This window comes from Zhihengliuella sp. ISTPL4 (assembly GCF_002848265.1).
Classification (GTDB): Bacteria; Actinomycetota; Actinomycetes; order Actinomycetales; family Microbacteriaceae; genus Microbacterium.
In genome coordinates this window covers 3479264-3499446 of the sequence record NZ_CP025422.1, presented here as the reverse complement: position 1 = coordinate 3499446, position 20183 = coordinate 3479264, and the positions used below count along the sequence as shown (strand labels likewise).

Annotated in this window: 21 protein-coding genes, 1 tRNA gene and 1 pseudogene; 12 read left to right on the top strand and 11 right to left on the bottom strand. The window is 70.7% G+C overall.

Features of this window, described 5'->3' with window-relative positions; translation table 11 throughout:
- The gene (locus CYL12_RS16865; protein WP_101848581.1) at positions 1–1704 is read left to right on the top strand and encodes a helicase-associated domain-containing protein; all 1704 of its coding nucleotides are present in this window, start codon (positions 1–3) and stop codon (positions 1702–1704) included.
- A 36-nt stretch (positions 1705–1740) separates the two neighbouring features.
- On the top strand, positions 1741–3381 hold the full coding sequence (locus CYL12_RS16860; protein ID WP_101848580.1) for a DNA repair helicase XPB: 1641 nt from the start codon (positions 1741–1743) through the stop codon (positions 3379–3381).
- Positions 3382–3396: 15 nt separating this feature from the next.
- Here CYL12_RS16860 and CYL12_RS16855 read toward each other — a convergent pair whose 3' ends face one another.
- Entirely contained in the window at positions 3397–4404 is a 1008-nt protein-coding gene (locus CYL12_RS16855) for a CPBP family intramembrane glutamic endopeptidase (RefSeq protein WP_101848579.1), read from the bottom strand.
- A 118-nt stretch (positions 4405–4522) separates the two neighbouring features.
- Between CYL12_RS16855 and CYL12_RS16850 the strand changes: the two genes are divergently transcribed.
- From CYL12_RS16850 to CYL12_RS16840, 3 genes are all read left to right on the top strand, one after another.
- Entirely contained in the window at positions 4523–5215 is a 693-nt protein-coding gene (locus CYL12_RS16850) for a response regulator transcription factor (RefSeq protein ID WP_025105529.1), read from the top strand.
- A gap of 61 nt (positions 5216–5276) precedes the next feature.
- On the top strand, positions 5277–6965 hold the full coding sequence (locus CYL12_RS16845) for a sensor histidine kinase (protein WP_101848578.1): 1689 nt from the start codon (positions 5277–5279) through the stop codon (positions 6963–6965).
- Positions 6966–7092: 127 nt separating this feature from the next.
- Positions 7093–7380: a WXG100 family type VII secretion target gene (locus CYL12_RS16840; RefSeq protein WP_101848577.1), complete on the top strand. Its 288-nt coding sequence runs from the start codon at positions 7093–7095 to the stop codon at positions 7378–7380.
- A gap of 74 nt (positions 7381–7454) precedes the next feature.
- Here CYL12_RS16840 and groL read toward each other — a convergent pair whose 3' ends face one another.
- The 4 genes from groL to CYL12_RS16820 form a co-directional block, all read right to left on the bottom strand.
- On the bottom strand, positions 7455–9074 hold the full coding sequence (gene groL / locus CYL12_RS16835) for a chaperonin GroEL (RefSeq protein ID WP_101848576.1): 1620 nt from the start codon (positions 9072–9074) through the stop codon (positions 7455–7457).
- 124 nt (positions 9075–9198) lie between these two features.
- On the bottom strand, positions 9199–9765 hold the full coding sequence (locus CYL12_RS16830) for a LytR C-terminal domain-containing protein (RefSeq protein WP_353615387.1): 567 nt from the start codon (positions 9763–9765) through the stop codon (positions 9199–9201).
- 71 nt (positions 9766–9836) lie between these two features.
- Positions 9837–10097, bottom strand: coding sequence for a DUF3263 domain-containing protein (locus tag CYL12_RS16825; RefSeq protein WP_101848574.1), 261 nt, complete (start codon positions 10095–10097; stop codon positions 9837–9839).
- Between the two features lie 9 nt (positions 10098–10106).
- Positions 10107–11099, bottom strand: coding sequence for a DUF2332 domain-containing protein (locus CYL12_RS16820; protein ID WP_101848573.1), 993 nt, complete (start codon positions 11097–11099; stop codon positions 10107–10109).
- A gap of 71 nt (positions 11100–11170) precedes the next feature.
- Here CYL12_RS16820 and msrB point away from each other — a divergent pair, with 71 nt between their 5' ends.
- Both msrB and CYL12_RS16810 read left to right on the top strand, forming a co-directional pair.
- Positions 11171–11575 (top strand): peptide-methionine (R)-S-oxide reductase MsrB, encoded by a 405-nt coding sequence (msrB, locus tag CYL12_RS16815; protein WP_101848572.1) that lies wholly within the window; start codon positions 11171–11173, stop codon positions 11573–11575.
- A pseudogene (locus CYL12_RS16810) lies at positions 11572–12102 on the top strand (nitroreductase family protein); the annotation flags it as partial. The gene msrB and the pseudogene CYL12_RS16810, both read left to right, overlap by 4 nt.
- A 149-nt stretch (positions 12103–12251) precedes the next feature.
- Here the strand turns inward: CYL12_RS16810 and CYL12_RS16805 are convergent.
- A complete protein-coding gene (locus CYL12_RS16805; protein WP_101848870.1) occupies positions 12252–13166 on the bottom strand; it encodes a DMT family transporter in 915 nt (304 codons plus the stop codon).
- Positions 13167–13330: 164 nt separating this feature from the next.
- On the opposite strand from CYL12_RS16805, the gene CYL12_RS16800 reads away from it, so the two are divergent.
- Genes CYL12_RS16800 through CYL12_RS16785 form a run of 4 tightly spaced genes read left to right on the top strand, consistent with a single transcriptional unit; the run spans position 13331 to position 17011 of the window.
- On the top strand, positions 13331–14242 hold the full coding sequence (locus CYL12_RS16800) for an ABC transporter ATP-binding protein (protein ID WP_101848570.1): 912 nt from the start codon (positions 13331–13333) through the stop codon (positions 14240–14242).
- Complete coding sequence (locus CYL12_RS16795) at positions 14239–15063, top strand: ABC-2 transporter permease (protein WP_101848569.1); 825 nt, start codon at positions 14239–14241, stop codon at positions 15061–15063. Before CYL12_RS16800 ends, CYL12_RS16795 begins: the two co-directional genes overlap by 4 nt.
- Positions 15064–15071: 8 nt before the next feature.
- Entirely contained in the window at positions 15072–16340 is a 1269-nt protein-coding gene (locus CYL12_RS16790; protein WP_233486784.1) for a sensor histidine kinase, read from the top strand.
- Positions 16337–17011, top strand: a complete 675-nt coding sequence (locus tag CYL12_RS16785) for a response regulator (protein ID WP_101848567.1) — start codon at positions 16337–16339, stop codon at positions 17009–17011. The genes CYL12_RS16790 and CYL12_RS16785 overlap by 4 nt, the downstream gene beginning before the upstream one ends.
- A 7-nt stretch (positions 17012–17018) precedes the next feature.
- Here CYL12_RS16785 and CYL12_RS16780 read toward each other — a convergent pair whose 3' ends face one another.
- The 5 genes from CYL12_RS16780 to CYL12_RS17280 form a co-directional block, all read right to left on the bottom strand.
- The gene (locus CYL12_RS16780) at positions 17019–17972 is read right to left on the bottom strand and encodes an aldo/keto reductase (RefSeq protein WP_101848566.1); all 954 of its coding nucleotides are present in this window, start codon (positions 17970–17972) and stop codon (positions 17019–17021) included.
- A gap of 233 nt (positions 17973–18205) precedes the next feature.
- Complete coding sequence (locus CYL12_RS16775) at positions 18206–18493, bottom strand: hypothetical protein (RefSeq protein ID WP_101848565.1); 288 nt, start codon at positions 18491–18493, stop codon at positions 18206–18208.
- A gap of 151 nt (positions 18494–18644) precedes the next feature.
- Positions 18645–18720, bottom strand: a tRNA-Thr gene (locus tag CYL12_RS16770).
- Between the two features lie 104 nt (positions 18721–18824).
- The gene (locus CYL12_RS16765; protein ID WP_158297220.1) at positions 18825–19457 is read right to left on the bottom strand and encodes a site-specific integrase; all 633 of its coding nucleotides are present in this window, start codon (positions 19455–19457) and stop codon (positions 18825–18827) included.
- Positions 19424–19861 carry a hypothetical protein gene (locus CYL12_RS17280; protein ID WP_158297219.1) on the bottom strand — a complete coding sequence of 146 codons (438 nt, stop codon included), beginning with the start codon at positions 19859–19861 and terminating at the stop codon, positions 19424–19426. The genes CYL12_RS16765 and CYL12_RS17280 overlap by 34 nt, the downstream gene beginning before the upstream one ends.
- A 33-nt stretch (positions 19862–19894) precedes the next feature.
- Between CYL12_RS17280 and CYL12_RS17275 the strand changes: the two genes are divergently transcribed.
- Positions 19895–20152 (top strand): hypothetical protein, encoded by a 258-nt coding sequence (locus tag CYL12_RS17275; protein ID WP_158297218.1) that lies wholly within the window; start codon positions 19895–19897, stop codon positions 20150–20152.
- Positions 20153–20183: the final 31 nt, after the last annotated feature.

The following is a 20183-nucleotide window of genomic DNA, read 5'->3' as shown; positions in this document are numbered from 1 at the left end:
ATGAGCACGCACGCACGCCCGCTGGCCGACCACCTGGCCGCTGCGAGCGATGACGAGCTGACAACGCTGCTGACCGCGCGGGGCGTGCGTCCCGACGTCGGCTGGCAGGACTTGTTCGATGCCGCGGAGGCGCTGCTCGAACCGGCATCCGTGGGCCGCGTGCTCCCCACCCTGACCGCGGACGAGGCCGCCGCGCTCGTCGACGCCGCGCAGGGCGCCACCGCGGGGGCGAGCCGCGAGCGTCTGACGGCGCTCGCCCTGGTCCGCCCCGACGGCACGCCGCACGCTCCGGTCGCGGAGGCGGTGGCAGGGCGCCTGCGCCCGGCCCCGCTCGACGAGACGCCCGCGCCGGCGGCGACGGAGTCCGCCGCCGCGCATGCCGCCGAGCGCGCCTTCACCACCGTCGGCGTGCTCGCCGACATCCTGCTCCTCGCCAGGGAGCAGCCGTTCACCCTGCTGATGGGCGGGGCCGTCAGCGCCGGACAGAAACGCCAGCTCGCCGAGACCGGCCTGGACGTCGAGATCGTGGACCCGCTGGTGGCCGTCGCCGTCCGCGCGGGACTCGCCGCCCCCGTCGACCGGCTCCTGCGGACGACGCCCGCCGCCGAAGGGTGGCTCCGCTCCCCTGCGGCCGAACGTTGGGCCCTCCTCACCACCGCCTTCCGCGACGCCCTCCCCCGTGGAGTGCGCTCCGCCTCGGGCGGTTGGCTCCCCCCCGCGCAGTGGCCCCTGGCGCACCCTTGGGATCCGGCCTGGCCGGAGCAGGCGACGCAGCTGCTCGAGTCCGCGCGTCTCCTCGGCCTCGTCGCCGAGGACGGGTCAGAGCCGCCGTGGTCGCAGACGCTGCGGCGCGGCGAGGCGGCAGACGCCTCCGCCCTCTCCGAGCTCCTCCCCGCGGAGGTCGACCGGATCTTCCTCCAGAACGACCTCACGGCGATCGCCCCCGGTCCTCTGCAGCCGGCGCTGGACGTGCGGCTGCGCACCATGGCCCGTCGGGAGTCCGCTTCGCAGGCCTCGTCGTACCGCTTCACCGCGGAGTCGGTCGCACATGCGTTCGCCGCCGGTGAGGATGAGTCGTCGATTCTGGAGTTCCTCGGCGAGATCTCGCTCACGGGCATCCCGCAGCCCCTCGGCTACCTCGTCGCGCAGACCGGGCAGCGCCACGGTCTCGTGCGGGTCTCCGTGGACGACGAGACCGGCCGCACGCGCGTGGAGAGCGCCGATCCCCACCTTCTGGAGGCGATGGCCGTCGACCAGTCGCTCCGACCGCTCGGGCTCTCCGTCCATGTGGGGTCGTTGACGACCAAGGTCGGTCAGGACACGGTCTACTGGGCGCTGACCGATGCCCGCTATCCGGCGAGCCTCGTCGATCGGGACGGGGTCGTGGCGGTGAAGACGCGCCACCCGGCGGCCGTGCCGGAGTCCGCTCCCGCGCCCGACTACGGTCCGCTGATCGCCCGCCTGCGCGAACGCCAAGGGCCGGACGCGGACGCCGCCTGGCTCGACCGGGAGCTGGAAGCGGCCGTGCGCGCGAAGGCGGTGCTGCAGGTGACGGTCGGCATGCCGGACGGCTCCACCAGGGAGCTCCTGCTGGAGGCCACCGGCCTCGGCGGCGGACGGCTGCGGGGCAGGGACAGAGCGGCCGACGTCGAGCGCACCCTGCCCGTGTCCAGCATCCGTGCCGCGACCGTGGTCCCGACCTAGGCCCTCCGCCGTCCGGGGCCGGTAGACTGGTCAGCTATGTCTGATGGCCCCCTGATCGTCCAGAGCGACCGCACCGTGCTGCTCGAGGTCGCCCACGCCGACGCCGAGAGCGCCCGCCACGAGCTCGCGATCTTCGCCGAGCTGGAGCGTGCGCCCGAGCACATCCACACGTATCGGATCACGCGACTCGGTCTGTGGAACGCGCGCGCGGCCGGGCACACCGCCGAGGACATGCTGGAGACGCTCGACCGCTGGTCCCGCTTCCCCGTGCCGCCCTCCGTCGCCGTCGACCTGCGCGAGACGGTGAGCCGGTACGGGCGCCTGGTCATCGAGCGCGACGACGAGGGCGTGCTCATCCTGCGTTCGACCGACCCCGCCGTGCTGGCCCAGGTCGCGAACAACAAGCGCATCCAGCCGCTGCTCATCGGGCACCCCACGCCGGAGACCTTCGTAGTCGATGCCTGGGCACGCGGCCAGATCAAGCAGGAGCTGCTGAAGATCGGCTGGCCGGCCGAGGACCTCGCCGGCTACACCCCCGGCACGCCCCACGAGATCGAACTCGCCGAGGACGGGTGGGCCATCCGCCCCTATCAGCAGGACGCGGTCGACGCGTTCGCCAAGGACGGGTCCGGCGTCGTGGTCCTCCCCTGCGGTGCGGGGAAGACCATCGTCGGCGCCGGCGCCATGGCCGCCACGAAGACCACGACGCTCATCCTCGTGACGAACACCGTCTCCGCGCGGCAGTGGCGGGACGAGCTGCTCAAGCGCACCAGCCTCACCCCCGAGGAGATCGGCGAGTATTCCGGTCAGGCGAAGGAGGTCAAGCCCGTCACGATCGCGACGTACCAGATCCTCACGGCCAAGCGGAAAGGCGAGTACGCGCACCTCGCGCTCCTCGACGCCCTGGACTGGGGCCTCATCGTGTACGACGAGGTGCACCTGCTGCCCGCCCCGGTGTTCAAGCTCACCGCGGACCTCCAGGCCCGCCGCCGGATCGGTCTCACCGCGACGCTGGTCCGCGAGGACGGCCGCGAGGGGGACGTCTTCAGCCTCATCGGCCCGAAGCGCTTCGACGCCCCCTGGAAGCAGATCGAGGCGCAGGGGTTCATCTCCCCCGCCGCCTGCTTCGAGGTGCGCGTCGATCTGCCCCCGGCGGACCGCCTGGAGTACGCGGCGGCGACCGACGACGAGCGCTACCGGCTCGCGGCGTCCGCCCCGGCGAAGATCGACGCCGTGCGCGAGCTGATCGCCGCGCACGAGGGCGAGCAGATCCTCGTCATCGGCCAATACCTGGATCAGCTCGACGCGCTGTCCCAGGCGCTCGACGCGCCGCAGATCACCGGGTCCACGCCGGTCGAGGAGCGCGAGGAGCTGTACCGGGCGTTCCGGGAGGGCGACATCTCGCTGCTCGTGGTGTCCAAGGTCGCCAACTTCTCCATCGACCTCCCCGAGGCGTCCGTCGCCATCCAGGTGTCCGGCTCGTTCGGTTCGCGGCAGGAGGAGGCTCAGCGTCTCGGACGGCTGCTCCGGCCCAAGCAGTCCGGTCACACCGCGAGCTTCTACACGCTCGTAGCCCGCGACACGATCGATCAGGACTACGCGCAGAACCGGCAGCGGTTCCTCGCGGAGCAGGGCTACAGCTACACGATCATGGACGCCGAGGCGATCGCCGCCTGACGGCGGTGCGGGTGCTCAGCCGCGCAGCGTCGGCGGGAGCTGATGCGTCCCCGCGGCGCCGGCGGTGACCGCCGCGGTCCGATCGATCCCCCGTCGGCGGGCCCAGCGGTCGGCGACCACGGCGAAGACGAGCATCGCCAGCGCGGAACCCAGCAGGTCGACCGGCGTTCCCGAGGTGGCGTTGGCGTCGACCACGGCGACGGAGCCGAGCAGAAAGATCAGCAGGTTGTTCATGATGTGCAGGGAGATCGCCGCTTCCAGCCCGCCGGTGCGCCACGTGAGCCAGGCGGCGACGACGGCGAAGAGGCCCACGCTCGCCGCCCCCCAGACGTCGTAGCCGTGCCCCAGGACGAACAGCGGCACCGGCAGCAGGATCGCGAAGGCGGGGTGCCGGAGCCAGCTCCCGACGAGTTGCATGAGGTAGCCGCGGAAAACGTACTCCTCCGCGGCGGCCTGGAACGGGATCAGCACGAGCAGGAGCACCACCATGAGCAGCAGCCCCGGGTGGGAGAAGTCCGGCGTCACCGCGTCGCCCGCCGTGGCCGACCAGCCGAGCACCACGGCGAAGTAGACCACGAACACCGCGAGCGCCAGGAGGAAGGTCCGGCCGAGCCACCCCATCCGCAGCCGCCCGGAGACCGAGGACAGCAGACCGACGCCCCGGCCCTGGACCACCCGCGAGGCCAGCAGCAGAGCGGGGATCATGAGGATGAGCGGCAGCACGAGCGCGACGAGGAGCCACGGGCGATCGAGCTGGAAGAAGGCGGTGGTCCGGAACAGCATCTGCAGCTCGGCTCCCCAGCCGGGGTTGACCGCCGAGATCATCACGAGCGGCACGATCACGACCACGAGGATCGCCAGATAGAAGGCGATGCCGAGGAGCCCGGTGAGCAGCGGCTTCCACCACCGCGGGCGCGGGCGGAGGAGCGCCAGACGGTGATACTCGAGTCCGCCCTCCGGCACCTCCGACGGCGGCGCGGACGGGGAGGCGGGGGCGGCGGTGGCGTCCGCGATCGAACTCATGACTCGATCCTCCCCTGGCCACCTCTGCGGCGCATCCACCTGCCGACGGATCCGCCGACTCCACGCCGTTCCGCAGGATAATCAGCCCGCGCATGGCCGGAGTCACCATAATGGGGTCATGACTGCTGCGCGCATCCTGGTCGTCGACGACGAGCCCAACATCCGCGACCTGCTCTCCACGGGTCTCAGCTTCGCCGGGTTCCAGGTGAAGACGGTGGCCAACGGCGCCGCCACGATCTCCGCCGTCCTCGAAGAGGAGCCGGACCTCATCATCCTCGACGTCATGCTCCCCGACATGAACGGGTTCAGCGTGACCAAGCGCCTCCGCGGCGCCGGGTTCACGGCCCCCATCCTCTTCCTCACCGCCAAGGACGGCACCGAGGACAAGATCGAGGGCCTCAACGCCGGCGGCGACGACTACGTGACCAAGCCGTTCAGCCTGGACGAGATCGTCGCACGGGCCCAGGCCATCCTCCGCCGGACGATGCAGGCCGACGAGGAATCGATCATCCGGGCGGGCGAGCTCTCGATGGACCAGGACACGCACGATGTGCACGTCGGCAAGGAGCCGATCGACCTGAGCCCCACCGAGTTCAAGCTGCTCCGGTACCTCATGCTGAACCCGAACCGGGTGCTGTCGAAGGCGCAGATCCTCGACCACGTCTGGGAGTACGACTTCAACGGCGACGCCGGGATCGTCGAGAGCTACATCTCGTACCTTCGTCGCAAGATCGACCCGCACACCGAGGAGTCGCTGATCCAGACAAAGCGCGGCTTCGGGTACATGCTCAAGGTGGGCAAGACGGTCTGAGACCGCCGAGCCCGCACCCGCCGTCCATCGACGGCACCGCCGTCGCAGCAGGGAGGACCGCATGGCGCACAAGCCGGATGCGGTCACCGCGTGGTGGCGGCGGATCAGCCTTCGCGCCAAGGTCACCGGCGTCACCGTGGCCGTCCTGGCCCTCGGCCTGCTCGTCGCGGGGATCGGCACCGTCCCGCTGCTGCGCAACGCCCTCGTGGAGAACATCAACGCGCAGCTCCCCGCACTGGTGACCAGCGACCTCGTCAACCGCTACTTCGACACGACGACGATCGACGGCGTCACCACGTACACGCCGAGAGACGAGAAGCCGCGGGACTTCTCGTTCGCGGTCTACGACGCGGAGGGCGTCCTCCGCGCGACCGCGCCCAGCGCGTCCGGACGGGCTCCGGTCTTCCCCGCCGAGTATTCGCTGTCCGACGCCCAGGCCAATGAGGAGAAGGTTCTCGCACTCGAAGATGCGAACGGTGGCGTCTACCACGCCGCCGCCGCGGTCGTGCAGCAGGAGGGCGACCCGCTCAGCATTCAGATGGTGGCGCTCCCCCTCGCCGAAGCCGATCGCATCATCAGCCAGTACTTCGGCATCTACATCACCATCGCGCTCATCACGATCTTCGTCGCGGCCCTGCTCACCCGCGGCCTCGTGACCCTGACCTTCCGTCGGCTCGGGCAAGTGGAACAGACCGCCATGTCGATCGCCGCCGGCGACTTCCGGCAGCGGCTCACCGACCTCGAGCCGACCACGGAGGTCGGCCGCCTGAACGCCGCCATCAACACGATGCTCGACCGGGTCGACCGCTCCCTGGCGCAGCGCGACCGGACCGTGCAGCACATGCGCCGGTTCATCGGCGACGCCAGTCACGAGCTGCGGACACCGCTCGTCAGCGTCCGCGGGTACGCCGAGCTGTACCGCATGGGGGCGATCAAGGGCGAGGAGGACACCGCCCGGGCGATGGAGCGCATCGAGAAAGAGGCGATCCGGATGGGCGTCCTCGTCGAGGACCTCCTCGCGCTCGCCCGCCTCGACGAAGAGCGCGAGCCGCAGATCGTCCCTCTCGACCTCCGCCCCATCGCCCGCGACGCCGCCCTCGACGTGCGCGCCGCCGCCCCCGGCCGGGTGATCTCCGTGATCGACCGCACGCTGGAGAACGTTCCGACCGCCCCCGTCCGGATGCCCGTCGTGCCGATCGCCCCGGAGCCCGCGCCGAAGACCCGCCCTCGCGCCACGCTGTCGCGCCTGCGACGTCGCCCGCGCACGCCGGAGCAGCCCCCCGCCATCGACTTCACCGAGGTGGCGGACATCCCGGTCCGGACGCCGCCGATCGTGCTCGGCGAGGAGAACAAGGTCCGCCAGGTGGTCACGAACCTCCTGGGCAACGCACGCCGCTTCTCGCCCGAAGACAGCCCGATCGAGATCGTGGTGGACTCCGACCGCGTCGCGGGAACCGCGAGCATCTCGATCGTCGACCACGGCGAGGGCGTTCCCCCGCAGATCCGCGAGCAGATCTTCGAGCGGTTCTGGCGTGCCGATACGTCCCGCGCACGCGAGACCGGCGGTTCCGGACTCGGCCTCGCCATCGTCGCCTCCATCCTCAAGGCTCTCCACGGCGACATCGCGGTGTCCGAGAGCCCGGGCGGCGGAGCCACCTTCACCGTGACGCTGCCGCTCGCTCCGGCTCGTTCGACGCCCGAGCATCTTCTCGAGGACACGCAGCCGATCGATCCGCTCGACCTGCCATAGCGAATCACCCCTCCTGCACGAGGCGGGGTCTCCTGGCCGTTCTCCTCCCTCCCGCGACGGGGGCGGGCTCCGGCCGTCGCACGACGCCGCCCGGCGTAGCGTCGGTGCTTCCTCGAAGGGAGTTCCCATGACCGTCTTCACCGTCGACACCGACGCCGTTCACGCGGCGGAATCCGCAACCCGCGCGACCATCGAGCGCCTGCGCTCCGAATCCGCCACGCTCATGTCGCAGCTCAGACAGCTGCAGACCGTGTGGGTGGGCGCGGCGTCCACCGCGTTCCAGGGATGCGCCGAGCAGTGGCAGGGCGCACAGCAGCACGTCGAGCTCGTCCTGGACGGCATCGGCACCTCCCTCGGCGCCGTGGCCACCCAATACGCCGAAGCCGACCAGTACTCGGCGAGCCTGTTCCGCTGACGGCACGCAGAAAGCCCCCGGCCGGAGCCGGGGGCTTTCTGTGGTGAGACGGTGTCTCTGATCCTGTCGAAGGGTCAGAAGTCCATGCCGCCCGTGGGGTCGCCCGCGGGAGCAGCAGCCTTCTCCGGCTTGTCGGCGACGACGGCCTCCGTCGTCAGGAACAGGCCGGCGATCGACGCGGCGTTCTGCAGCGCGGAGCGCGTGACCTTCGCCGGGTCGATGATGCCCTGTGCGAACATGTCGCCGTACTCGCCGCTGGCGGCGTTCAGGCCCTGGCCCGCGGGGAGCTCGGAGACCTTGTTGGCGACGACGCCCGGCTCGAGACCGGCGTTCAGCGCGATCTGCTTCAGCGGAGCCTCGATCGCGACGCGCACGATGTTCGCACCGGTCGCCTCGTCGCCCTCGAGCGTGAGTGCGTCGAGCGCCTTCGTGCCGGACTGGATCAGCGCGACGCCACCACCGGGGACGATGCCCTCCTCGACGGCCGCCTTCGCGTTGCGGACGGCGTCCTCGATGCGGTGCTTGCGCTCCTTGAGCTCGACCTCGGTCGCAGCACCCGCCTTGATGACGGCGACGCCACCGGCGAGCTTCGCCAGGCGCTCCTGCAGCTTCTCACGGTCGTAGTCGCTGTCGGTGTTCTCGATCTCGCGACGGATCTGCGTGACGCGACCCTCGATCTGGTCGGCCTCGCCGGCACCCTCGACGATCGTGGTCTCGTCCTTGGTGACGATGACCTTGCGCGCACGGCCGAGCAGGTCGAGCGTGGCGTTCTCGAGCTTGAGGCCCACCTCTTCGGTGATGACCTGGCCACCCGTGAGGATCGCGATGTCCTGCAGCTGCGCCTTGCGACGGTCGCCGAAGCCGGGGGCCTTGACGGCGACCGACTTGAAGATGCCCTTGAGCTTGTTCAGCACGAGCGTCGCGAGAGCCTCGCCCTCGACGTCCTCGGCGATGATGACGAGCTCCTTGCCGTCCTGGATCACCTTGTCGACGATGGGCAGGAGGTCCTTGATGTTGGAGACCTTCTGGTTCGCGATGAGGATGTACGGGTCCTCGAAGACAGCCTCCTGGCGCTCCGGGTCCGTGACGAAGTACGGGTTGAGGTAGCCCTTGTCGAAGCGCATGCCCTCGGTGAGCTCGAGCTCGGTGCCGAAGGTCTGCGACTCCTCGACGGTGACGACGCCCTCCTTGCCGACCTTGTCGATGGCCTCGGCGATCAGCTCTCCGATCGCGGGGTCAGCGGCCGAGATGGACGCGGTCGCGGCGATCTGCTCCTTGGAGTCGATCTCCTTCGCCGTGCTCAGCAGCTCCTCGGTGATCGCGGCGACGGCCTTCTCGATGCCGCGCTTGAGCGAGATGGGGTCGGCGCCGGCCGCGACGTTGCGCAGACCCTCGCGGACCAGGGCCTGGGCGAGCACCGTGGCGGTCGTCGTGCCGTCACCGGCGACGTCGTCGGTCTTCTTGGCGACCTCCTTGACGAGCTCCGCGCCGATCTTCTCGTACGGGTCGTCCAGCTCGATCTCCTTGGCGATGGAGACACCGTCGTTCGTGATCGTGGGGGCGCCCCACTTCTTCTCGAGCACGACGTTGCGACCACGCGGGCCGAGGGTCACCTTGACCGCGTCGGCGAGGATGTTGAGGCCACGCTCGAGGCCGCGGCGGGCCTCCTCATCGAAGGCGATGATCTTTGCCATGAGTTTTGTCGTCCCTCCTGGACGTAGACGGTGGGTTTAGCACTCAGAGTGAGAGAGTGCTAACGCCATTCTGGCACTCGACACCATCGAGTGCAAGCTGTGCCGTCCGACGGCGAGAAGGGCGTCAGGGCGCGGGAGTCTCGGGCACCGACGCGGCCCTGTCGACCCCGATCACGATGGTGAGCTGCTTCTGCCCGTCCTCGGTCTGGCCCGCGTAGTAGTCGCTCTGCTGCACCTCGGCGCCACCGATGACACCGGCGAGGCCCGTCGCCGCCTCTTCGTCCTCGGCGCTGACGTAGTAGACGGTCGTGGTCTGGAAGTCGTCGCTGGCGCTGTCGCTGGCGAGCACGGTCTCCGCTGCCCATCCGGCGTTGATGAGGGTGTCGCGCATCTGGTCGTCCAGCCCGTTGTCCGGCGTCGCATTCAGGATGAGCACCGAGTACGTCGGGTCGATCACGCCGGTCTGCTCCGGCGTGGGAGCGGCGGACGGCGCCGCCTCGGGGAAGAGCTCGATCCGCCCCATGACCGCCAGGGCACCGAAGATCCCGGCGATGACGAGCACGAGGGCGGCGACGAACGACCACAGCAGGACGACCCAGCCGTTCATGCCCGGAGCTTCGGCGCGGTGCGCTCCTACACGCCCGGTGGAACGGGGGACCTCGTCGAAACGGTCACGGGGGGGCTTGGACACCCCTCGATGCTAGCGGCAGGCGCCTGGCAATCCGTCCTGCGACGAGCCCGACGCCGCCGTGCGGTGCCCGCTCACCCGGTGAAGCCCGGGATCCGCGCCGATCTTCTCGCGCCACGGGCGTCGCGGAGCCGACGCAACCGCCGGACGAGCATCGGGTCGAAAGCGAGGGCCGCCTCGGAGTCGATCAGGCGGCCGAGCAGCTGGTAGTACCGGGCCGCGCTCATGCCCAGCCGAGCGCGGATGGCCTCCTCCTTCATACCGCCGTGGCGCGGCCAGGCGGCCTCCAGGGCGAGGATCGCGCGGTCGCGCTCCGTGAGGGGGTCTGCGGACATGCCCTCAGATTAGGTCGTCGATGCCTGATCCCCTGCGCGCCACTCCCATCGGGCGCCGAGCGGGTCGGCCGCGGCACGTACCCTTCCATCCAGCGCGACCACGAAACCGGGCCACGCGGCCGGGTCGACCGGTGGATCCCACACGTCGAGGATCGCCGGCGGGTCGATCGTGACCCAGCGCGCGGGAAGCGCCGCGATCCTCGCCACCAGCGCCTCCCGCTGCGCGCGCGGGATGTGCACGAGAACACCGGGCGTCGTGATCACCAGCGTGGCGTCCGCCGGAGCGGCTGCCGCCAGCTCCTGCAGCCGTCCGGCAGCGTCGCCCGCGATGAGCAGAGGCGGGTCGGCCGCCACGATGTCGAGAGCCGCCGTGATGCGTTGCTCCCTCCCGGCCTCACCCGGCCACACGAGTGCGCGCAGCCAGCGCCGATCCTCGTCGTCTGCGGCATCCAGAGGCGCGAGATCGATACCGGAGCGCCAGACCACCTCCGGCATCCGCAGCGGGGGGAGATCGCCGGTCACGACGCTCTCCAGCACCACCGTCGATGGGCCGTCGACGGGGTCGAGGGCGCGGCGGAGGAGTCCGTTCTCGTCGGTGAAGCGATACGAGTAACGGTCCGGGTAGAGGCACAGCCCGGCGGACGCCCCGATCTCCAGCAGGGCGATCGGCTCCCGGATCTCGGAGAGCGCCGGGAGCAGCGCCGCGGTGCGGAGGGGCTCGTTGGTCTGGAGCGCGCGCCTCGTGCACTCCTCGACCAGCCGGTCGGCGTGCGCGAGGACGAAGCGGCGCCACTCCCGATACGGACCGTGACCCGCGCCGATCAGGCGGGAGACGGCGAAGACGAGCGGTGGCTGGCGTCGGTTCGCGGGGAGGCGGCCGAGCAGATCGCCCAGCTCCTCATCCTCCGCGATCCCCGCAGCCCAGTCGGCGTACAGGGCGCTGCGTCCTGGCGCCTCCTCGGCCGCGAATCGGGCATAGCGCTCTCGCACGGCGTCGGTCATGCGTCCATTCTGACGCGAAGCGCCCCGAGGGCTCCGGACCAGGGAGAATGGAGGGGACTCAGGAGGACACGATGCCCTACAGCGTGAACAAGACCGAAGACGAGTGGCGCGAAGAGCTCGGCGAAGAGCAGTACGCCGTGCTGCGCCAGGCGGCGACCGAGCGCGCCTGGACCGGTGAGCTGCTCGACGAGGAGCGCGCCGGCCTCTACACCTGCGGCGCCTGCGGCGCCGAGCTGTTCAAGAGCGGCACCAAGTTCGACTCCGGCTGCGGATGGCCGAGCTTCTACGAATCGGTCCGCCCGGACGCGGTCGAGCTGCTCGAGGACGACAGCCTCGGCATGGTCCGCACCGAGGTCCGCTGCGCGTCCTGCGGCTCGCACCTCGGCCATGTCTTCCCCGACGGCTTCGGCACCCCCACCGGCGACCGCTACTGCATGAACTCGATCGCGCTGAACTTCACGCCCGACGAGTCGTGACCGCGCTCGACGCCGTCCGCGCCCGGCAGTCCTGGTCGAAGGTCGGGGACACCGCCCCCGGGCGCGAGGAGCTGGTGACGCTCGTCGGCGCCGCCGGTCGCGTCGCCGACCACTCGTCGCTGCGTCCCTGGCGTCTCATCGAGTTGCGCGGCGCAGACCGTGAGGCGCTCGGCGCCGCGATCGCCGAAGCGCAAGGGGACGCGGAGCCGTCGACGAAGCCGCTGCGGGCCCCGCTCCTCATCGCCGTGGTCGCGAGCTACCGCCCGAGCGAGAAGGTGCCGCGCTGGGAGCAGGAGGCGGTGGCCTCCGGTGTCGCCCATGTGCTGAGCCTGCTGCTCGACGAAGCGGGGTGGGGTGTCATCTGGCGTACCGGGCACTACACACGCTCGGAGCCGGTCGCGCGCATGCACGGCCTGGGGCCGGACGAGGAGCTGCTCGGCTGGCTCTACGTCGGCGCGAAGCCCGAGGGCAAGAGCCCGGGTCGTCGCAAGACCGTCGACGCCCGCGCCCTGCTGACCCGCCCGCCGAAGCTCACCGCGGAGGCCCGGGCGGCCGCGGAAGCGGCGGCGCAGGAAGCCGAGAAGAAGAAGGCCGAGAAGGCCGCGAAGAAGGCTCGCGAGAAGGCCGAGAAGAAAGCCCGCAAGAAGGCCGAGAAGGCGGCGAAGAGGAACGACGCCTAGAGGCGTCGACGGCGCCAGGGCACCGCGACGAGGACCGAGCCGACCGCGACGATGACCATCGCGATCACCTGCCACAACGCCGGCCCCGCCTGCGCCGGCCAGAGCAGGTCGATCACGACGGACGTCACGAGCTGCCCGAGGACCGAGCCGAGACCCATCAGCAGCACGCCGGTGTGCGCGACGATGAACGCGCCGAGCAGGATGTACCCCGCCCCGAGGAATCCGCCGATATAGAGCCACGGCTCGGTCGGCAGGGCCGCCGGCCACCCCCGCACAACGATGCTGGTGCCTGCGGCGAGCGCGAGCACCAGGGTGCCCGCGATGAAGCTCATGAGCGTGGCGGCGATCGGCGACTGCACGCGCTGGGCCAGCCGGCCGTTCGTCGCCGCCTGCCACGCGATCCCGACGCCGGCGGCGAAGGGCAGCAGCAGCATCCACAGCGGCGCGGTCGCCAGCACGTCACCGGAGAGGGAGATACCGACCGCGGCGAGCGCGAGTACGCCGCCCATCACCCGCCCGGGAGTCACCGCCACGACGCCGGCCGGGCCGAAGCCGATACGGTCGAGGACGAGGCCGTGCAGCGTCTGCCCCGCCACGACGCCGACCGTGAAGAGGGAGACGCCGAGGATTCCTGCGGTCAGCCCCTGGGTGGAGACCGTGAGCGCACCGCAGGCACCGCCGAGGAGCATCCAGAACGGGATGCTCCTCTCCCGGACCCCGTGAGCCAGCCGCATCGCGCCACGCCGGGCGGAGGGCAGGAACGAGATGACCACGGTGAGCGCTACGAGCCCGACGGCGAAGGACAGGAACCCGGCGACGATGCCGTTGTCGACGCGCACGCCGAGGACCCCGTTGATACGGGCCTGGATCGCGGTCATCACCCCGATCGCGACGGCTCCGCCGAGCGCCAGAGGAGCGGGGAGTCGGCGGGTGGGGGTCACCTGTCGACACTATCGGAGCAGGGCGCGCGGCCCCTCCTCCACCACGGCGTCCTCCTGCGGGACGACCACACCGCTGTCGGGAATCGTCCGACGGGAGGACGCGCCGCGGCCCGGCGATCCGTAGCGTGGAGACCATGATCACCGCAGAAGGCCTCACCAAGAGATTCGGGGACAAGACCGCCGTGGACGGCGTGTCCTTCACCGTGCAGCCCGGCAGCGTCACCGGCTTCCTCGGACCGAACGGCGCAGGGAAGTCGACGACCATGCGCATGATCGTCGGGCTGGACCGTCCGACGGCAGGGAAGGCGACCGTGTCCGGGCGCGAGTACCGCAAGCTCCGCGCACCGCTCACCGAGGTGGGCGTGCTCCTCGACGCGAAGGCCGTGCACACCGGACGGACCGCGCGGGACCACCTCCGCGCGATGGCCGCCACCCACGGCATCCCCACCTCACGGGTCGACGAGGTCATCGAGCTCGCCGGCATCGGCTCGGTCGCCCGCAAGCGCGCCGGGAAGTTCTCCCTCGGGATGGGGCAGCGTCTGGGGATCGCCTCCGCACTGCTCGGCGACCCGCACACCCTCATCCTCGACGAGCCGGTCAACGGCCTCGACCCGGAAGGCGTCCGCTGGGTGCGGCAGTTCGTCCGCCATGCCGCCTCCGAGGGCCGGACGGTGCTGCTGTCCAGCCACCTCATGAGCGAGATGGCACAGACGGCCGACCACGTCATCGTGATGGGGCGTGGCAAGGTCCTCGCCGACGCTCCGCTCGCCGAGCTCGTCCGCTCCTGGACGACGAACCGCGTGCGTGTGCGGACGCCTCGCCCGACCGACCTCGTGGCCGCCGTGGGCGGTCCCGACGTGGAGATCGTCAGTGCCGCTCCCGATCTGCTCGACATCGCCGGGCTCCCTGCGGCCCGCATCGGCGACCTCGCCGCGGAGCGCGGGATTCCGCTGCACGAACTCACCCCGACCACCGGATCCCTCGAAGAGGCCTACCTCGCCCTCACCGGCGAGGCCGTCGAGTACCGCACGAAGGAGCTCTCATGACCGCCGCCCCCGCCGTGACGACGCCGGCCGCCGCGCCGCCCGCGGTCGACTCGGGCCACCGCCTCACGTTCGCGCGCGCCGTGCGCGGTGAGGCGATCAAGCTCACCACCCTCCGCTCGACGTGGTGGTCCATCGCGATCGCCGCGGTGCTCACGATCGGCATCACCGTGCTCATCGCGCAGGCGATCGACGCCCCGGGCTTCGACCCGATCCAGGCCGTCGTCATGCCGATCCAGTTCACGATGCTGCTGGCCGGCATCATCGGTGCCATCTCGGTGACCGGGGAGTACTCCACCGGCATGATCCGCTCGACGCTGACGGCCGACCCGATCCGCGGGTCCGTGCTGCTGGCGAAGGCGCTCGTGCTCGCGGTCTTCCTGTTCGTGTCGTCGCTGGTCATCTTCGGCGCCGCCGCGGCGGCCGTCTCCGCCGTGGTCGCGGGACGCGAGCAGGGCATCGACTGGGCGGACCCCTCGGCCTCCGTCCTGCCGATCGTGGTCGCCTCGCTCTCCATGGCCGTCTTCGCCCTCATCGGCGTGGCGTTCGGTTTCATCCTGCGGTCGGGCGCCGGCGCCATCGCCGCGACCGTCGGGGTGCTGTTCGTCCTTCCGATCGTCGCGAGCTTCTTCTCGATGGCAGGAGAGGCGTGGGCGTGGGTGATCGACGCCTCGGCCTACCTGCCGGTCTCCGCCGCGCAGAACGCCATCCTCCCCGGTGACACCGCCACTCTGGAGGCTCCGGTCGCCTTCCTCACCCTGGGCTGCTGGGTGGTCGGCGGACTGCTGGCGGCCTGGGCCGTCCTGCGCACTCGCGACGCGTAGGCGGTCCGGTGCCGGCGAAGCGACGCGGACCGGACACGGTCCGGGAGGACGAGGGGCTACGGCTCCCTCGTCCTCCCGGCGTGTTCCGGCGCTTCTGGGCACGCCATCCCGTGCTCGCGGACGTCCTGCTCACGCTGCTCTGCATCGTCCTCACGATCACCCCCGCCGCGCGGATCGACGAGACCGACCTCGGGCCTGTCGCCGTCGTGCTCGCCGCCCTGCTGCCCGTGTGCGTGGTCGCCGCGTGCGCAACCCTGCTCTGCCGCCGGCGGAGGCCCTGGCTCCCCGCGGTCGCGGCGATCCTGCTCGAAGCTTTCCTGCTGTTCACCGCCCTCCCGGGTAGCAGCCCGCTGCTGCTGTTCGCCGGATACTCCCTCGCCGTCTACCGTTCCGTGCGCGCCGCGTGGATCGCCTTCGGCGTGAGTGTCGCGACGACCGCCTCGGGGGCCGGACTCCTCCTCTGGGCCGGGGTCTTCACCCTGCAGGACGCAGTGAACGCTCTCCTCGGGACGGTCGTGCTCGGGCTCATCGGCACCCTGATCGGCGCGAACGTGGGCAACCGCAAACGCTACCTGGACGCCGTCATCGACCGCTCCCGGCAGTTGCTCGTGGAGCGCGACCAGCAGGCGCAGCTCGCCGCCGCCGCGGAGCGGGCGCGGATCGCCAGGGAGATGCACGATATCGTGTCGCACTCCCTCACGGTGGTCGTGGCACTGTCCGAGGGGGCCGCCGCCACCGCAGACCGCGTGCAGGCCCGCGCGGCCGCCACCTCCGCTGCCGACACCGCCCGCAGCGCGCTCACCCAGATGCGCGCCATGCTCGGCGTGCTGCGGGACGACGACGCCCCACTTCCCCTGACACCGGTTTCCCCCGCTCCCCCGTCCGAGACCGTGGCGGCCGCGCAGCAGACGGGGTATCCGGTCACCCTCGCGACGACCGGTCAGCCCGAGGTGTCGGCCGACGTCGCGCACGCCCTGGGCCGGATCGTGCAGGAGGGACTGACGAACGCGATGCGGCATGCCCCGGCCGCGACGATCGCGTCGGTGCGGCTGGCATACGCACCCGATACCGTGATCGTCGAGATCGTCAACGACGGCGTCGCCGGGTCGCCCGGTGAAGGAGGCTTCGGCGTCCGAGGCCTCATGGAGCGCGCCGCCCATGTTCGCGGCACACTGGAATCGCGGCCGGACGGCGCGGGCCGATGGATCCTGCGAGCCGTGCTGCCGTCCACGCCCGAAGCTCCGGCCGCGGTGCCGGACGGAGAGGAGAGAACATGACGTCGCCGATCCGCGTGCTTCTGGTCGATGACCAGGAGCTGATCCGGCTGGGCTTCCGCATGGTCCTGGAAGCGGAGCCTGACATCGTCGTCATCGGCGAGGCGGCGGACGGGAAAGCAGCCATCGCGCAGAGCGCCGCCCTCGCCCCCGACCTCGTGCTCATGGACATCCGGATGCCGGAGCTCGACGGGATCGCCGCGACGACGGCCATCGTCCGCGCGCACCCCGAGACCCGGGTGCTCGTCCTCACGACATTCGACCTCGACGAATACGCGTTCGGGGCGATCCGCGCCGGTGCGAGCGGTTTCCTCCTGAAGGACGCCCAGCGCCACGAGATGCTCTCCGCCCTCCGCGCCGTGCACCGCGGCGACGCGGCCCTGGCTCCGCGGGTGACCCGCATGCTGCTGGAACACGTCGGGCCGCAGTTCGGAGGCGCCACCGGCGTCGTCGACGAGATCGAAGACGCCGGATACCGTTCCCTGACCGAGCGCGAGCAGGAGGTCTTCGTCGCGATCGGACGGGGACTCACCAACGCCGAGATCGCCGCATCCCTCTACGTCGGCGAATCCACGGTCAAGACGCACGTGGGTCGCATCCTGGCCAAGCTCGGGGCGCGAGACCGGATCCATGCCGTGATCCTCGCGCACCGGCTCGGTCTCGTCGGCCGGTGAGGGCGGGTCAGCCCTGCGGCGGCGTCCAGGCGGAGACGCGGTTCAGGCGCTCGACCTCCGCGGACGACAACTCGAGCCGCGCTCCGGCGAGCAGATCCGGCACCTGCTCCACCGTCCGGGCGCTCGCGATGGGCGCGACCACGGTCGGCTGCGCGCGCAGCCAGGCCAGAGCCGTCGCGGCGACCGAGGCGCCGTGCGCGCCGCCGATCTCCTCCAGCTCGTCGATGATCCGCAGTCCCGCGTCGGTCGCGTACTTCGCGGCGCCGGCGGCCCGCGGCGAGCCCGCCCCCCCGGCGTCCGTCGAGCGGTACTTCCCCGTCAGGAAGCCGCTGGCCAGCGCGTAGTACGGCACGAGGCTCAACCCGAACTCCTCGGCGACGGGGATGATGGTGTCCTCGACGTCGTTGCGGTGCACGAGGTTGTAGTGCGGCTGGATGGCGACGGGACGCGCGACGCCGAGGCGGTCCGCGATGTCGATCCACTCGCGGATGCGGTCGGCCGTGTAGTTCGACACCGCCACGTGGCGCACGAGACCGTCCGTGACGAGGGCGCCGAACGCCGCCACGGTCTCCTCCAGCGGCACGGACTCGTCGTCGAAGTGCGCGTAGTAGAGGTCGATCTCGTCCACGCCGAGGCGGGCAAGCGACGCCTCCGCCGCCCGGCGGACGTTGCCGGCCGAGAGACCGCGGAAGGCGGGGTGCTGGCTGACCTTGGTCGCCACGACCACGCCCTGGGGCTTCCGCGCCGCGAGCCACGTTCCGATGATCGTCTCGCTCTCGCCGCCCTCGTTGCCGGGAGCCCATGAGCTGTAGGAATCCGCCGTGTCGATGAAGTCACCGCCCCCGTCGAGGAAAGCGTCGAGGACGGCGAAGGAGGCGTCACGGTCGGCGGTCCAGCCGAACACGTTGCCGCCGAGGGCGAGGGGGAAGACGTCGAGGTCACTGGAGCCGATGCGGGTCATGTTCGGGACAACCACCGCGAGCGGCGCGAGAATTCCCGCGACGGAACGGAAAGATGCGCAGGTGGCCGGGGCGGGGTGCCGGCCACCTGCACCCCAGTAACATAACACCCTCCGACGTGACACGTGATATGCGGGGCGCGAGCCCGAGCCAACGACGGGCCTGCTCTGGAACCCCGAGGTGCCGCCGACGCCGCACTGCTTGCTGCTGGGGGTGTGCGATGAGCACCGGCCAGCTATCGGCCGCCCGCGTCCGCGCCGTGTCGCGCTTCGAAATCTCGGATGTCCCGGAGCGCGCGCCTCAACGTGAGCACGTGCGCGATCGCCAACACCACGCTCACCGCCCCGACGGCCACCCGCATCACGTCGAGGGCGCGTGCGTCCGTCAGAAGACCAGAGCTCAGCCACCAGACGGCGCTCACCGTCCAGAACACGGCGAGCACGATCGCCCATGTCTTCCGTCGCTGCAGTGCGAGCCGCTGCTGACTCAGCGACGGGCCGGACTCGTCCGCGGGTTCGCTCATGCGCAGAGCCTAGCGCTGGGCCCGAGGGGCGACGGCGAGTGGTGCGAGCGCGAGCTGGGCCCTGAGGGCGCACACGTGGGCAGCGCTCCTCGCCTGGATACGCAAAGGGCCCGCAATCCCCGTGTTTCCAAGGGATGCAGGCCTTCGCGTGTGGAGCCGACTACGGGACTCGAACCCGTAACCCCCGTATTACAAGTACGGTGCGCTACCAATTGCGCCAAGTCGGCGAACCGCGAAATTCCGCGGACCTTGCAGGGTGTTAGCGAGTTCGGTGGTACCCGATCCCGCACAAACCCCGCACATTTGCGCTGGGTAAGCGCTGGATCTGAGTCTATCCGAGCGCCGGATCGAGAGCGTCCGCTGCCCTCCGGCCGCCGACGGTCTTGCTCATGTAGGTGTTCATCGTGAGCGACGGGTTCGCGTGGCCGAGATACTCGGCGATGTCACGCGCAGAGAGGCCTGCCTGGTCGAGGGCTGTCGCCACCGTCTTCCGAAACGAGTGAAACGTGTAGTCGCCGAGCCCGAGACGCTCCCGGGCTGCCTGCCACTCCCCCGAGGTGTTCCGGCGATCGCGGCGCTTGCCGAGCACTGTGGGAAACAGCGGCAACCCGCTCAAGTTTGATCGGGTTCGCCGCTCGAGCATGTCGGCGACAGCCGCGGGCACGGTGATTCGTCGCTCACCCGCCGTCGTCTTTGACTTCCGGATCGTCACCACATTGCCGTCGACGTCGCCGACGTTCAGGTCGAGCGCCTCGCTGATTCGGACGCCTGTGCCGGCGATGAACGTCACGAGGTCGGAGAGCCCCGATTCGCTCGCGGCTTCGTCTGTGGCGAGCGTGCTGAGCAGAACAGGGAGCACGTCAAGAGGGACGGCGGTAGCACCCACGGCCTTCGCCTGGATCGGCGCGAGCTCGCGGACGGAATTCGCCTTCACCGCGTCCGAGCGCGCGGCGAGGCCCAGCATGCCGGACAACACCGCGCGGGCCTTCTTCGCCTCCCCGGGGCCGTTCTCCTTCGCGATCGCGTCGAGGTGCGCTGCAGCCGCTCAGGACTGGCTTCGGACACCGTGAGGTCACCGATGCGCGGGACGAGCACCTTCCGCACGCTGTGCCTGTACGTTTCGAGCGTCCGAGGCGCCCTATCGGCCTTCGAGAGCAGGAACCGCTCGCCGAGATCGCGGATCCGCGTCTCCCGCTTCACCTCGGTCGCGGTGCCGGCCTGGATCGTCGTCAGCGCCTGCTTGAGCGCCGCCTCGGCCTTCGCGCGGGACCGGGCGAACCGCTCGACCTGGCGCAGCTTCCCGTCATCGAATCGATACCGTGTACGCGCACGCCACTTGCCGACGCCGACCTGAACCGTCTGTTCCACTCAGACCGGTCACAGCGTGCCGGCTTCTATGCGATGCCACAGCCGAAGACGTTCACGCTCACCGAGTCAGGTGAATGGCAAGAGTGGATCGAGCTCGCGACGCGGATTCGGGCGGAGAACGGAAACGGCCATGCTCCTGACACAGTCACGATCGGCGGCGAGCTGTTCGCGACCCCTCTCACCCGCGGCGCGATCCTCGTGCAGCGGGTCCACCGCTTCGCCGACTACGAAGACACTGCCGCCGCGATCAAAGCCCGCGGGAAAGAACTCGCATCATCCCCCGGTCGCTGACACAGGAGACCCTCACCCGAGCAACCGGGTG